The organism is Deferrisoma camini S3R1 (assembly GCF_000526155.1).
GTDB lineage: Bacteria > Desulfobacterota > Deferrisomatia > Deferrisomatales > Deferrisomataceae > Deferrisoma > Deferrisoma camini.
The window spans coordinates 2,759,724-2,773,566 of the sequence record NZ_JAFN01000001.1 but is presented as its reverse complement, the minus strand read 5'-3'; the positions used below and the strand labels follow the sequence as shown (position 1 = coordinate 2,773,566).

Below are 13,843 nucleotides of genomic sequence, written 5' to 3'. Positions count from 1 at the left end.
GCTGGCGGCGTCCATGGCCCGCCGGCTCCAGGACCTGTTCCTGAGGGTCCGGGAGGAGGCTCGATCCGGTGCCCTGGCGGGGCGGGCCGACGCGGCCGCGTTCCGGCGGCGGGTGGTGGAGGTGATGTCGGCCCCGCCGGTCCGGGTGACCCCCTGGATTCGGTCAGACAGGCCGCCCAATCCATGGCCGCACGGCGGGCCGGGTCGGCGCTGGTGGAGGAGGCCGGCGTCCTGCGCGGCATCCTCACCGAGAAGGACCTGGTGGGCAAGGTCCTGGCCCGGGGCCGTGACCCGGACACCACGCCGGTGGAGGCCGTGATGTCGGCCCCGGTGATCCGCGTGGCCCCGGACACCTATGTGTACAAGGCCCTGGGGGTGATGGGCCGGCACCGCATCCGGCACCTGCCGGTCGCCGAGGGCGAACGGGTGCTGGGGGTGGTGTCCATGCGGGAGCTGCTGCCCCTGCTCACCCGTGGCACCCTGGAGCTGGTGGAGTCGATCGAGGCGGCCGAGACCCTGGACGACCTGCGCCGGGCCCGGGACGAGGCCGTACGGGTGTGCGTGGGGCTGGTGGACGAGGGGCTCGCCGGCGACGAGGTGGCCCGGGCGCTCTCCCACCTCCACCGCGACATCCACCGCCGGGCCCTGGAGCTCACGATCGGAAAGTTGGAGGAGGAAGGGTGGGGGCGGCCGCCGGTGCGGTTCTGCTTCATCGTGATGGGCAGCCACGGCCGGGGCGAGAACCACCTGGCCACCGACCAGGACCACGGCATGATCCTGGCCGACTACCCTGCCTCCGACTGGGGGCGGGTGGAGCCCTACTTCATGGAGCTGGGCCACCGGGTGTCGGCCGCGCTCGAGGCCGTGGGGTTCCCGGCCTGCCGGGGTCACGTGATGAGCCGGAATCCCGTGTGGCGCAAGCCCGCGGGCGAGTGGCGGCGGCAGGTGCAGGGCTGGTTCGACCGGCCCGGCTCCGTTGCCGTGCGGTACTCCACCCTGTTCTACGACTTCGCGCCGATCTGGGGGGACGCCACCCTGGCCCACGAGCTCCGGCGGTTCCTGCTGCAGGGGGTCCGCCGGAACTTCCACCTGCTCCAGAGCCTGTACGGGGAGGCTGCGCGGCACCGGGTGCCGCTGACCTGGTTCAAGGCGTTCGTGACCGAGCGCAAGGGCCCCCACCGGGGCGAGCTGGATCTCAAACGCTCGGGGCTCCTGTTCGTGGCCGAGTGCGCCCGGATCCTGGCCCTGCGCCACGGGGTGGGCGAGACCTCGACCATCGGCCGGCTGCAGGCCCTGGCCGACCGGGGCGCCGTCCCGGCCGAGGAGGCCGAGTTCGTGCAGACCGCGTACCGGACGATGCTGTTCTTCCTGCTCCGCGCCCAGGCCCGCGCCCTGGCCGCGGGCCGGCCGCCCGACACCTACCTGAACCCCTCGGCCCTGCCGATCCAGGAGCGCTACCTGCTGCGCCACGCCCTCGAGGCCGCCGGCCGGCTCCAGGACCTGGTGCGCGCGAGCTTCGGGGGCGTGCTCGGGGCCTGATAGTAACAAACGGATTGCCAGAGTACGGGGTGGGGGCCTGGTTCCGGCCGGGCGCGAGTGCGGCATCCGATCGCCGCGCCTTCTCATGCCGCCGTTTGCCCGTCGATCCAGACCACGATAGCGGAAACCTTGGGATCCTGAGGCGATCCGGACGTTCGGAGGGCGCGGCGAGCTAAGGGGCCGCGCCCGGCTCTCCACCAGACCCCCACCCCGTACTCCCCAAGGGGAAGGAGGCACGGGCCTGGCAATCCCTTTCGTTTGGAGTAATAGCCGCCGAGCAGGCTGAAGGTCCCGACCGTCGACCGAATTGTCCCAGCTTCCCGGCTTTCCAGCTTTCCAGCGGGCCGAGGGCCCGAGACGAAAGGTGCCCCGTGGAACTGAAGGTGATCGAGATCTTCTCCAGCATCCAGGGCGAGTCCCACTGGGCGGGGTACCCCTGCACCTTCGTGCGGCTGGCCGGGTGCAACCTGCGCTGCTCTTACTGTGACACCGCCTACGCCTGGGAAGGGGGAACCCCCATGGGGGTGGAGGAGGTGCTCCGGGCCGTGGACCGGGAGGGGCAGGGCACGGTGGAGGTCACCGGCGGGGAGCCGCTGTGCCAGCCGGGGGCGCCGGCCCTGCTGGAGGCCCTGCTCGAGGCCGGCCGACGGGTGCTGCTCGAGACCAACGGCAGCCTGCCCTTGGAGCCCGTACCCCCTGGGGTGCACATCGTGATGGACCTGAAGACCCCGGGATCGGGAATGGTGGATCGGAACCGGTGGGAGAACCTGGAGCGGCTCGGCCCGGGGGACGAGATCAAGGTGGTGTGCGCCGACCGGGCCGACTACGACTGGGCCGTGGCCGAGATCGCCCGCCGAAACCTGTGGGGCCGGGTGCGGGTGAGCCTGTCGCCCGTGTGGGGCCGCCTCGACCCGGCCGAACTGGCGCGGTGGATGCTCGCCGACCGCCTGGACGCCCGCCTCCAGGTGCAGCTCCACCGCATCCTGTGGCCCGGCCGGGACCGGGGGGTGTGACCCGGGGGGCGCCGGCTACGGCGTGTCGAGGCGCACGAGCCGGGTGAGGTACCGCTCGAGCCGAGCCAGGGCGGCCTGGGTCTGCTCCGGATCCAGCCGGGTCCACACCAGCACCCGCCCCTGGGCCCGGGCCACCGCCAGGATCGCGTCGGCCGCGTCCTCCCCCCCGGGCCCGCGGATCCCCGGGGCCAGGGGCAGGCAGTCCTCGGGGTACTCCTCCACGAGGAGCCGGGCCGTCTGCACGGCGGCCAGGTGGTCCCGGGGGCCCGAACGGCCCCAGCGGCGCACCACCCCGGTCTTGTCCGGGTCGTCGGCCAGGAGCCCGGGCCCGGCGCAGATCAGGTCGTCCACCTCCCGGGGCTGGCCCGCGATCACGACCTCCACGGGGCCCCCGTCAGAGCTTCGCCCCGATCCCCACGTAGGGGCCGGCCTGCCGGTAGTCCAGGGTGAGGTCGTCCGCCTCCACGTCGATCCGGAAGTACCGGTACCCGGCCACGAGCTCGACGAACGGGATGGGGTTGTACGAGACCTCGGCCGAGGCCTCCACGATCGTGTTCCCCCGGTACCCCATGCCCACGGCCTGGGCCCGCACCTCCAAGAGATCGGCCAGGATGCCCAGGTGACCTCCAACCCCCGCCAGGGGGATGGGGATCTGGAACGACTGGGACTCCTCCACCCCCGTCGTCTCGAGCCGCACCTCGCCGTCCAGGTACTTCACCTGGACCTGGGGCCCCAGGGAGAACCCCGCCAGAAGGTTCTCCAGGTCGATCAGGTCGTACCGGTACGCCAGATCGAGCTGGGTGTACTCGAGGGACGCGTCGGTGCGACCCGTGAAGGTCCTGCCCCCGAACGTCACCCCGGCGAGGGTCTTCGTGCCCGAGTAGTCCACCCGGGTGCCGGACAGGATCAGGTGGTGATCCCCGATCCACAGCCAGGCATCGCCGAAGAAGAAGCTCTCGTCGTCCACCCCGAGGTCGTCGGTGAAGTCCAGGGTGTCGCCCCGGGTGCCGTCGTCGAGCCGGACGTCACCGGAGAGCTGGGGAATCCAGTAGGCGGCCCGGGCCCCCACCTCGAAGGCCCCTGCCGTTCCGGCCCAGACCATGCAGGCCGCCAAGGCCATCGTTGCCACGCGTGCGATCATGCTCGGTCCTCCCAGTTCGGTCGTTGGTCAGGGCCTTCGGCCCGCTGGGCAGCGCAAAGGCTAGGAGGCTAGAAGGCTTGAAAATCCTCCGGATTCCCGCACGTTCTAGGCACCACCACACCTCTTCGCCTTCACCTGACACACGGTCCGGGGGGCAGGGGCATGGCGAGACGGCCGCCCGCCTCACGGACCGAGGTCTCTAAGATTTCCCTAGTTTCTAGTCTCTAGTTTCCAGTCTCTAGACGGCCCCGAAGGGGCCTGACAGGGCTTCCCAGGTACATCTCCAAGAAGCGCCTCCAGCCCCAGGGCCTCCTGGGGGAGCCACCGTCCCCGGGCGAACAGATCCTCCACCCGTTCCGCCAGATCCCCGCACCCGGCGAACGCCTCCTTCCCATCGACCCGGCCGGGGGCTCGCTTGAGCGGCCGGGCCCGGCGCTGCTGCCGGAGGAGCCCCCGGTAGAGCGGTTCGGCCGGCACGCATCGGGGCTCCCGCTCGCGCAGCCCCGCCAGGATCCCGACCCCTTCCGGGTCCAGGTCGCCGAAGTAGGCCACCCGCTCCACCTCGGGAAAGACCTCCAGAAACCCGATGGACCGCAGGATCTTCTTGCCCTCGCCGTAGATCACCAGGGCCGGCCGGGGACCCCATCGCCAGGCGGCCTCCGACTCCAGCACCCGGCACACCGACCAGAACGTGGCCAGGTTCTCCAGAACCAACGCCTCGGGCCCGGGCGGGTCGAACCGCCGGTGGAAGAACGGCTCGCGCACCTCCAGGGCGTGGATGTCGGCGGGCTCGAGGCCCAGGGCCCGGAGGAACCCGGGGCGCCTCTCCAGGAACTTCTCGTCCCCGAAGATCTCGAGGCTTCGCTCGTTGCGGGGCACCGCCGGCCGGTCCGAGCGGCCGGGGTGGGCGAACAGGTACTCGGACACGGCCCGCACCATGCCGGCGTCCTGGCCGCCCAGGCGCCGGAGCCCGGCCCGGTCGATGCGGGGGTGCTGGCCCACCAGATCCGCGGCGGGCGCCTCGGGGGGGCGGGCCGGCGCCAGCCGGTAGCCGCGGTACAGGGGCGGGTTGCGGCCGTTGGGGCCCCGGGCTCGGATGGGGGCGATGCGATCCTCGTCCACCAGGGCCTGCACCACCGCGGCCAAGGCCTGGTACTCCCCGGCCTCCACGTAGGCCTCCGGCCCCAGGGCGGCCTGCACGTGGGCCTCCAGGTCGGCCAGGGCGAACGTGCGGCGCCTGGCCCGCTCGACCGCGGACAGGAACGCCTCGGCGGCTTGCCGGATCTCGTTTTCTCTGCTTGCTGGGGCCTTCATCCGGGGCGGCGAACCTCGAGGGTCGGGAAGGATCCTCCCTGTGGGAAACGGCCTCACCGGTTGGGCAGCACCTCGAAACCGGCTGCGCCGATCAGGCGCCGGTCGGCGGTGACCAGGGTCAGGTTGCGGACCCGGGCGGTGGCGGCCAGGAACCGGTCCGCAGGATCGTCGTGGGGCAGGTCGACAAGGCGGCTGTGGATCGCCACCTCGTGGTCCACCGGGACCTCTCGGATCGGGACCTTCTTGAGGGCCGTGTGGATCCAGGCGGGCGGGTCCTGGTCCAGCTGGATTCTCCCCTTCTCCGCGAGCACCAGGATCTCCCACACGCTGATCGACGAGAGCCACAGCTCGTTGTCCGGGTTCTCCAGCTCGGCCGCGATCCGGCCGCCCAGCCGTTCCGGTTCGAGCAGGCTCCATAGGAAGATATGGGTGTCGAGGAGCAACCTCACGGGGAGAGGGCCTCCCAGTCCTCCTCCTCGCCGGCGGGGGAGACCACATCGCCGACGATCCGCCCGGTTCCGCGCATCGCACCGAGCCACGAGACCCCCCCGGTCCGGGGGGGCGGAGGCACGACCTCGGCCACCGGCTCCCCCCTGCGCGTGATCAGAACGGGCTTCCCGGTGCGCCGAACTCTTTCGAGCACCGCGAGGCACGTGGCCTTGAACTTCGAGATCCCGATGGTCTCCATGACCGCCCTCCGGTACGGGGGAGTCTAAAGTGGTCAATGACCATGGTCAAGTTGTCGGTCCGCAAAAGATAGGCACGCACACCTCCCTGCTCGGAGAGGAGGGGGCCTGCCCCCGGAGGACCGCGCTGATCGCGAGGTTCTTCATCCCTCACCCCTCCGGGAAGTCCTCCTCCCAGTCCCGGTTGGGGGCGGTGAGCAAGGTGGCCTCCTCCAGCTCGAAGTTGGCCCGGAACGCCTCCATGGTGTCCCGGTCGAGCTGGACGTAGGTCCGGCGGGAGGTGGGCACCGGCACCAGGCTCACCAGGTTGCGGAAGTACTTCCAGATGCCCGGGTCCTGGTGCGCCGTGAGCACGATGAGCTGGATCGCGTTCTCCCGGGCCAGCTCCACCATGATCCGGAGCAGGTGGGCCGAGCTGGCCTCGCCCACCGGGTTGTCCAGCAGCAGCACCTTGGTGGCGTCGTCCCGGCCGGCGGCCCGGTAGGTGGCGTAGGTCAGGGTGGCCACGAACAGGAGGTAGCAGGCCACCTGCTTCTCGCCCCCGCTCCAGGCCCGCACCTCCTCCCAGTCCGAGTACCGGGCCGGCGCGCCGGGGGTCTTGGGCTTGAAGATCCGCACCCGCGCCCGGTCCAGCCGGCAAACCACCCCGAGCAGCTCGAACCCGGTCACGGAGCGGGCCGCGAGCCCGGCCCGGTCGGCCTCGGGCGCAGCCGAGTACAGCTCCACGAACCGCTGGACGAACGCCTGCATCTCGGCCAGGGCCGCGGCCTCGTCCCGCAGGGCCAGGTCCACCTGCAAAAGTCTCCGGGACGCGCCGCCCCCAAACCGCACGGTGGAGTACCGCTGGATCGAGCGGATCTCGTCGGCCAGGTGGCGGGCGAACCCGGCGCACCGGGCGGCGATGTCCTCCTTTTCCTTCTCGAGCTTCTCCTTCTCGGCCAGGGCGCTGCGGCGCAGGTCCTCCACCGCCTTGGAGTGGGCCTGCCAGTAGTGCTCCACGCCCTCGTGGGTGGTGAGGGCGGTCTCGGCGTCCTCGGCCACCAGGTGGAGCCGGCCGGCGAGCCGGGCCGCGTCGGTCCGCAGGAACTCCACGAACGCGGCCAGGGCCTTGTCCCGTCGGGACGAGGCCTGGTGGGCCTTGGCCTGTACCGATCCGAGCTCGTCCCCGGCCGTCTCCAGGTCGGAGAGGGCCGCATCCAGGGCCCCGGCGTCCAAGGGCTCGCCGGGTTCGGCCCCGGCTTCGAGGCCGCAGGCGGCCCGCACCACCCGGGCCCGATCCGCCGCGTGCTCGGCCCCCTCCAGGAACCGGCGGGCCTCGTCCAGCCCGGCCCGGGCCCTCGCCTCGGCCCGGGCCGCCCGGGCCACGGCCATCTGCAGGGTACGCTGGAACCCCACCTCCTCGTCCCGGGGCAGGTCCTGCCACCCGGGCTCCTGGAACGCCTCGGGCGGCCGGCCGTAGCGCTCCTGGAACCGGCCCCGCTCCACGGCGTCGTCGCGCTCGGCCGCCGCCACCGCGGCTCGAGCCTCCTCGAGGGCCTGCCGGGCGCGCTCCACGGCCGCCCGGGCCTGCTCCAGCCGGGCCAGGACCGGACGGCGGGCCCCGTCCGGGTCCCAGGCCGACGCCGCCCGGGTCACCTCGTCGCGGGGCGGCTCCCCCACCCCCAACCGTCGGATCCGAGCGGCGCGCTCGTCGATGTGGCCGAGGAGCGTTCGCACCTGGTCGTCGATGCCCCCCACCTCCCGGGCCTGGGAGTGCAGGGCCTCCCGGGCGGCCCGGGCCCGGGCCAGCAGCTCGGGCAGGCCGGCCTCGGCCGGGGGCTCCATGGGCTCCGCCCCGCCCAGCTCCGCGAGCACGGCCCGCACGTCGGCCGCCTCCCGATCCAGGGCCGCGGCTCTGAGCTCCAAGGCGGTGTGCTCGGCCTCCAAGGCCTGGAGCTCGGCGGCCAGCTCCCCGGCCTCCCGCTCCAGGCGGGCCAGGGCGTCCTGGGCCGCCCGGATCTGACGCTCCAGGGCCGGGCGGTGGCGGCCGTGGCGGTCCCAGTACGCCTCGAGCCGGGCGGCCGCGGCGTCTTGCTCCCGGGCCCGCTCCCGAGCCGCGCGGGCCTGCTCCAGGAGCTCGTCCGCCCGGCTCGCGCAGGCCTCGGCCTCCTCCCCGGCCCGGAGGGCGTCGGCCCGGGCCTCGCGGGCCGTGGCCCGGGCGTCCTCCAGGGCGGTGCGCCAGGCGCCCGCCTCCTCCTCGGGGAACCGGCGGTAGAACTCCTGGAGGGTGTCCCGGTCCTGGAGGGCCGCCTCCCACGCCCGGCGCGCCCGGTCCAGGTCTGCGGTCGCCTCGGCCGCGAGCTCCTCGGCCCGGGCCCGAAGGCTCGCGAAGGCATCGGGGTCCCAGAACGGGGCCGCCGCCTCGGGCAGGGGGAACGCGGCGCCCTCCGAGAGCTCCACGATGCGGCCGGTGGCGGGCTCGAACGCGGCGGCCTCGGCCAGGGTGCGGTCCAGCAGGCCCTGGGACACCACCGGCACCGGCGCCCGCAGGTCCAGGGCGCGCAGCACCTCGGCGCCCCGCTCCAGGAACGCGTGCCACGCGGCCCGGCCCTCGGCCACCAGGGCGTAGGGCGCGAACGGCCACCGCGCCACCACGGCGTCCCGCGAGGCCGGGGGCGCGTGCAGCAGCCAGCGGGATCCGGGCTCGGTGGGGATGCCGGCCCGGGCCAGGGCGTCGCGCACCCGCAGCAGGTCCTCGGTCGGCAGGGGAAACCCCTCGTCCCGGGCGAAGGCCTGCTCCCGCTCGGCCCGGGAGCGCAGGGCCTCGGCCTCGAGGAGCCGGTCCCTGCGGTCGGCCACGGCCTCCTCCACGGCCCGAAGGGCGCTGTCGCGCTCCCGGTACGGCAGGTCGGGCTGGCAGCCCCACCGGGCCAGGACCGGGCCGATCCGTTCCACCGCCTCGGCCTGGGCGTCCAGCCTCTCCTGCCACGCGGCCGCCTCGGTCTCCGAGCGGGCCGCCCGCTCCCGGGCCTCGGCCGCCCGAGCCCGGGCCTCGTCGGCCCGGGACCGGACCTCGCGGGCCTCGCCCTCGAGCCGGTCCGCCCGGGCGCGCTCCCGGTCGGCGTCGGTTCGCAGCTCGGCCAGGGCCTCGGGAACCGCCCGGCCCTGGAGCAGGGGCTCCAGGGCCCGGAGCTCCTCGTCCCCGGCCCGCAGGCGCTCCCGGTTTCGGCCCAGGGCCTCGGCCTGGCCGGCCCGCTCCTGCTCCAGCTCGGCCCGCCGGGCCCGGGCGGCCTCGGCGCGTCGGGACACCTCGGCGCGGCGCGTCTCCAGGGCGGCCCGCTCGTCCTCCAGGCCGGCCAGCACCCGCCGGGCCGCGCCGGCCGCCAGACCGGCCGCGGTGCGCCACGCCGCCTCCTTCTCCTCGTGGCCCTGGAGGAGGAGCCGCCGCTTCTCCTCCAGCGCCTCGATCCGGGCCCGGTCCCTCAGGTTGGCCACGGCGAGGTCCAGCGCGTCGACCCGCCGCAGGTCCGCCTGGCACCGGTCCTCCTCGGCCCGGGCCGCATCCAGGGCGTCGGCCGCGCGGGCCTCGGCCTCCCGAAGGGCCTCCAGGTCCCGCAGGGCCCGGAGCCGGACGAACGCGCCCCTTCGGGCCTTGGCCTCGAAGTGGGCGGCCTCGGCCTCCTCCAGGGCCTGGGCGGCCCGGCTCACCCGGGAGGCCGCCGCCGCGGCCGTGGCCTCGATGCGGGCCGCCCGGTCCGCCACCCGACGGCCCAGGTCTGCCTGCCGGAGCTCGGCCTCGTGGAGCTCGGCGCTCGCCTGGCGGAGCCGGCCGAAGTGGTCCAGGTAGGCCTCGCACAGCCGCACCTCGGCCTCGAGCCGGGGCAGCTCGGCCGCGCTCTCGGCGATCTGGCGCACGGCCTCGCGCAGGTTGGCCTCCTCGTCCGGGTCGAGCACCGCGGGCAGGAAGTGCTCGCGCACCAGCTTCTCCACGGTGTTCACCGTCTCGAAGTAGTGCTTGAGGCCGCCCTCCACCCGGTTGATCCGGACCATGCCCTCCCAGGTCTCCCGCTCGATGTGGAAGCTGCGCAGCTTCTCCTCGTACTCCCGGGCCTGGTCGGCCCGGTACAGGCTGACCTGACCGCCCTCCCGCAGGGCCTGGCGCAGCTCCCGCAGGGTGGCCACCCGGCGGGAGCCGTCCTCGCCCACGGTGAGGGGCAGGGTGCCCAGGGTGGGGGGATCGCCGGCGTGCACCAGCCCCCGGCCTTCCACCCGGTCCACCAGGCCCGCCGGGTACTCGCAGGTGTAGGTGAGCCGGTCCAGGCCCCGGTCGGTCCCCCGGTTCTCGAAGCACACCCCCGCGAGGAGCAGGGGCGGGTCGTCCCGCAGCAGCCCTCCGGCCCTCTCGTCCAGGATGAACTCGATGGCCACGTGCACGGTGCGGCGCCGGCCCCCGAAGTAGTCGCCGATGCGCCGACGATCGATCTGGGCCCCGGGCCGCACCACCTGGAGCACGTGGTGCAGCAGGGTGGTCTTGCCGCCGCCGTTGGCCAGGCACACCAGGGTGTCCTCGCCGTGGAACTCCAGCACGAGGTCGGGGTAGTAGGCGTCCTCGTGGCCCACGTTGACGACGCGGATACGGCGGATCCGGCTCATCGGGTTGGATCTCCGAACAGGTCGAGCACCTTGGGCTTGGGGTCCGCGGCCGCCTTCCTGCGGCGTCTGCGGGGGCGGTGGGGCGGCTCCGGCTCGGGCTCTTCCGCCGGTTCGGCCCGGGACGCCCACGGCTCCAGGGCCTCGTCGTCGCCGGACAGGAGCGCGGCCATGGCGGCGTAGCGCTCGTCCAGGGCCAGGGCCTCGGCCTGGGCCTTGAGCTTGTCGGTGGGGTAGATCCGCTCGTTCTCCCCCACGGTGGCCTCCCGGTGGACCAGGCCCTGCTCGGCCAGAAATCCCACCACCGCCTTGATCACCGAGTAGCGGGTCGACCGGTACCCCGGGCCCTGTTTGTACTTCTCGCGGCTCAGCCACTCGCGGCACGGCTCGAACACCCGGGTGCCCACGGCTTCTTCCACCGCCCGGGCCTCCCCCTGCCGCTCCACCACGGCCCGGGCCTTGCGGGTCAGGTACTCCTCCAGGTCGAACACCTCCACGTAGTCGTAGTCGGGTACCCGGAAGTTGCCCGATCGGAAGAACAGGGCCAGGAGCCCCAGCATCACCAGGTAGGCCGAGCCGGTGCGGTCGCCGAACCGGTCCCGCAGGTCGGTGAGCCGGTACCCCAGCTCCCGGTTGTCCGGGTCGGGCGAGAGGTCCACCCGGCTGCGGCCCCGGAGGATGCGCACCTCGAACTCCTCCTCGAGCACGGCGAGCACCTCGCCCACCCGGGCGTCGGCCAGCACCGCGTTGAGGAGCTCGGGATCGCGCTCGGTGATCTGCCCCTGGGTCAGCAGCCGGCGGAACGCGCGTAGGGCCGTGCGCACGGCGCCGATGGGCAGGGTGTCGGTGGTGTGCTCAGGCATCCACGGCCTCCTCCTGCGGGCGGTCCCCCGCCCGCACCAGCTCGAACCCCAAGCGCCGGGCCCGGTTGTCGCCCACCCGCGTCCATCCGGGCAGGGCCCGCACCCGGACCTCCTCGGCCCCGGCCCACTCGGGCTCCTCGGCCACGAGGCGGTCGAACGCCTCCCGGGTCTCGGCCCCCCGCAGGGCGATCCGGCCCCGGTTGTGGAGCCACAGCAGGAACCGCAGGAACCCCCGGGTCTCGGCCGCGTCCATGTCCATCAGGCACACCGGCTCCTCCGCCACGACCCGGCCGGTCTCGTCCACCACGGGCCGGGCGGGCACGTCGTGGGCCGCCAGGCCCTCCAGGTCGCCCCGGCCGTCGGGCCGGCTCCACAGGTAGGCCAGCAGGGCCCGCAGGTGGCCGACGAGCCGCTCCAGGCGGCGGCGCTCCCGGGCGGTCCACTCGGGGTCGGCCCAGGGGTCGGCCAGGAACGCCTCGCCCGGGGCGTCGCGGGTCTGGGGCGGGGGCGGAAAGGCGTGGGCCAGGTGGAACCACCGGGGCCGGCGGGGCCCCAGCAGGGGGCCCAGGAACCGGTGGACCTCGTCGAGCCCGGGCCCTTTGCGGAGCACCGGGTCGAGCACCTCGGTCTCCATGGGGAGCCGGCGAAGGGTGGGGGTGAAGGTCAGCAGCCCCAGCTTGAGCCGCCGGAACTCCCGGCGCAGCTCGGTGTTCAGGGCGAACAACACGTTGTGGCGGTCCACGATCCGGGCCGTGCCGGCCTGGAGCTCCCGGAGGGCGGCCAGGTTGTCGCGGACCACGGGGTCGGTGGGGCCCTTCCGGCGGACCTGGCGCAGGAGCGTGCGCATCTGCCCCTCGATCAGGTCGCGGATGCGGGCGAAGTGCTCCTTCTCCTCCCGGAGCCGGTCGGCCACCACCTCGCCGAAGTACTCGATCTCCTCGGCCGAGACCTCGCCGGGGTTGGACCGGAGCTTGCCCCTGAGCTCCCGGTGGCGCTCCTGGGCCTGGGTGATCTTGAGCAGCAGGGTGTCCACCACCCGGCCGGCCTCGGCGTAGCACCCCCGTTTGACCTGGTGCTCCAGGAACAGGCGCTCCATGTCGGTGTCGAGGGCGCCGTACACCTCCTTGAGCCGGAAAAAGAGGTCGATGCCGGCTGGGGTGAGCTTGAGCTTGTAGGCCCCGCGCTCCCGGGACGCCTCGGCCTCCAGGATCCGGAACGCGTGGGTCACGGTCCGGCCCGAGGCGAAGTCGAAGAACTCGGTGCGGAAGATCTCGCCGGAGTTCTGGAGCTCGTTGAGCACCCGGGCCACCAGGGCCTCGGCGTCGCCCCGCCCCATCTCCCGGCCCTCGGCCCGGGCCTGGCCGAGCACCAGGGGGGTGAGGGCATCCAGCAGCTCCCGGTGGGTGGCGCCGCCGCGGCCCGTGAGCATGCACTCGCACACGTGGGCCAGGATCGCCATGGCCACGGTGAACCCCCGGTTGCCCTCGGCGATGTCGTCGCCGTAGAACCGGGACAGCAGCCGCAGCACGGGGTAGAACACCAGCACCGACCGGCACCGGTCGGCGTGGTCCCGGAGGTAGGGGTGCCGGCGGAGGACCTCGGACGCGTCCACGTCCGGCCTCACCCACCCCCCCTCAGCCGGCCCACCCGGTCGAGCTCGGCCATCAGGCGGGTGAACGTGGGGAAGTCCAGGGACTGGGGCCCGTCGCACAGGGCCCGGCAGGGGTCGGGGTGGACCTCCACCATGATCCCGGCCGCCCCCACCAGGAACGCCGCCTTGGCGATGGGCGGCACCAGGCTCCGCCGGCCCAGGGCGTGGCTGGGGTCCACGATCACCGGCAGGTGGGTGGCCGCGCGCAGGTAGGGCACCACGGCCAGGTCCAGGGTGTTCCTGAGGGCCCGCTCGAAGGTGCGGATGCCCCGCTCGCACAGGATCACCTGCTCGTTCCCCTCGAGCAGGATGTACTCGGCGGCCGCCAGGAACTCGTCCAGGGTGGCGCTCATGCCCCGCTTGAGCAGAACGGGCTTGCCGGCCCGACCCGCCTCCTTGAGCAGGTCGAAGTTCTGCATGTTGCGGGCCCCGATCTGCACGCAGTCGGCCACCTCGGCCACCTTCTCCAGCTGGTCGATCCGCATCACCTCGGTGACCACCGGCAGGCCCGCCTCCCGGGCCGCCTCGGCCAGGAGGTCGAGCCCCTCGTACCCCAGCCCCTGGAACGAGTGGGGGCCGGTCCGGGGCTTGAACGCGCCCCCGCGCATCAGGTGGGCCCCGGCCGCCTTGACGGCCCGGGCCGCGGCCCGCACCTGCTCGGCGCTCTCCACGGCGCAGGGTCCGGCGATCACCACGGGGTCGCGGCTCCACCCGATCTCCACGGGCCCCACCCGCACCACGGTGTCCTCGGGGTGGAAGTCGCGGCTCACCAGCTTGTAGGGCTTGGTGACGTGGATGAACTCGCGGATGCCCTCCAGGTCCCGGAACGGGGCCTCGTCCACGTACCCCTGGTTCCCCAGCACCCCGATCGCCACCCGCTCGCCCCCGGGAATCGGCTGGGGGGTGAGCCCCAGGTCCCGGATCCGCCGGCACACCGCCTCCACCTGCTCCGGCGAGGCGAAATGGTCCATCACAATCAGCATCCGAATCTCTCCCTCTCATCTCCC

At 73.7% G+C, this 13,843-nt stretch carries 11 protein-coding genes; 2 read left to right on the top strand and 9 right to left on the bottom strand.

Going from position 1 to position 13,843, the window contains the following annotated elements; genetic code table 11:
• Positions 1–183 precede the first annotated feature (183 nt).
• Positions 184–1,539 carry a putative nucleotidyltransferase substrate binding domain-containing protein gene (locus DEFCA_RS19565; RefSeq protein WP_025323313.1) on the top strand — a complete coding sequence of 452 codons (1,356 nt, stop codon included), beginning with the start codon at positions 184–186 and terminating at the stop codon, positions 1,537–1,539.
• 371 nt (positions 1,540–1,910) lie between these two features.
• Entirely contained in the window at positions 1,911–2,552 is a 642-nt protein-coding gene (locus DEFCA_RS0112250; protein ID WP_025323312.1) for a radical SAM protein, read from the top strand.
• Between the two features lie 15 nt (positions 2,553–2,567).
• Here the strand turns inward: DEFCA_RS0112250 and DEFCA_RS0112245 are convergent, their stop codons facing one another.
• From DEFCA_RS0112245 to aroF, 9 genes are all read right to left on the bottom strand, one after another.
• A complete protein-coding gene (locus DEFCA_RS0112245) occupies positions 2,568–2,936 on the bottom strand; it encodes a hypothetical protein (RefSeq protein ID WP_025323311.1) in 369 nt (122 codons plus the stop codon).
• 10 nt (positions 2,937–2,946) lie between these two features.
• On the bottom strand, positions 2,947–3,693 hold the full coding sequence (locus DEFCA_RS0112240; RefSeq protein ID WP_025323310.1) for a porin family protein: 747 nt from the start codon (positions 3,691–3,693) through the stop codon (positions 2,947–2,949).
• Positions 3,694–3,903: 210 nt separating this feature from the next.
• Positions 3,904–5,007 (bottom strand): Wadjet anti-phage system protein JetD domain-containing protein, encoded by a 1,104-nt coding sequence (locus DEFCA_RS0112235; RefSeq protein ID WP_025323309.1) that lies wholly within the window; start codon positions 5,005–5,007, stop codon positions 3,904–3,906.
• Positions 5,008–5,060: 53 nt separating this feature from the next.
• On the bottom strand, positions 5,061–5,456 hold the full coding sequence (locus DEFCA_RS0112230; protein ID WP_025323308.1) for a type II toxin-antitoxin system VapC family toxin: 396 nt from the start codon (positions 5,454–5,456) through the stop codon (positions 5,061–5,063).
• The gene (locus tag DEFCA_RS0112225; RefSeq protein ID WP_025323307.1) at positions 5,453–5,695 is read right to left on the bottom strand and encodes a type II toxin-antitoxin system prevent-host-death family antitoxin; all 243 of its coding nucleotides are present in this window, start codon (positions 5,693–5,695) and stop codon (positions 5,453–5,455) included. The genes DEFCA_RS0112230 and DEFCA_RS0112225 overlap by 4 nt, the downstream gene beginning before the upstream one ends.
• Before the next feature lie 148 nt (positions 5,696–5,843).
• Positions 5,844–10,325: a hypothetical protein gene (locus DEFCA_RS19560; protein ID WP_025323306.1), complete on the bottom strand. Its 4,482-nt coding sequence runs from the start codon at positions 10,323–10,325 to the stop codon at positions 5,844–5,846.
• Positions 10,322–11,185 (bottom strand): DUF6063 family protein, encoded by an 864-nt coding sequence (locus DEFCA_RS0112215; RefSeq protein ID WP_025323305.1) that lies wholly within the window; start codon positions 11,183–11,185, stop codon positions 10,322–10,324. Before DEFCA_RS0112215 ends, DEFCA_RS19560 begins: the two co-directional genes overlap by 4 nt.
• Entirely contained in the window at positions 11,178–12,809 is a 1,632-nt protein-coding gene (locus tag DEFCA_RS24260) for a hypothetical protein (RefSeq protein ID WP_025323304.1), read from the bottom strand. The genes DEFCA_RS0112215 and DEFCA_RS24260 overlap by 8 nt, the downstream gene beginning before the upstream one ends.
• Positions 12,806–13,819, bottom strand: coding sequence for a 3-deoxy-7-phosphoheptulonate synthase (gene aroF, locus DEFCA_RS0112205; RefSeq protein ID WP_025323303.1), 1,014 nt, complete (start codon positions 13,817–13,819; stop codon positions 12,806–12,808). Before aroF ends, DEFCA_RS24260 begins: the two co-directional genes overlap by 4 nt.
• Between the last annotated feature and the right edge of the window lie 24 nt (positions 13,820–13,843).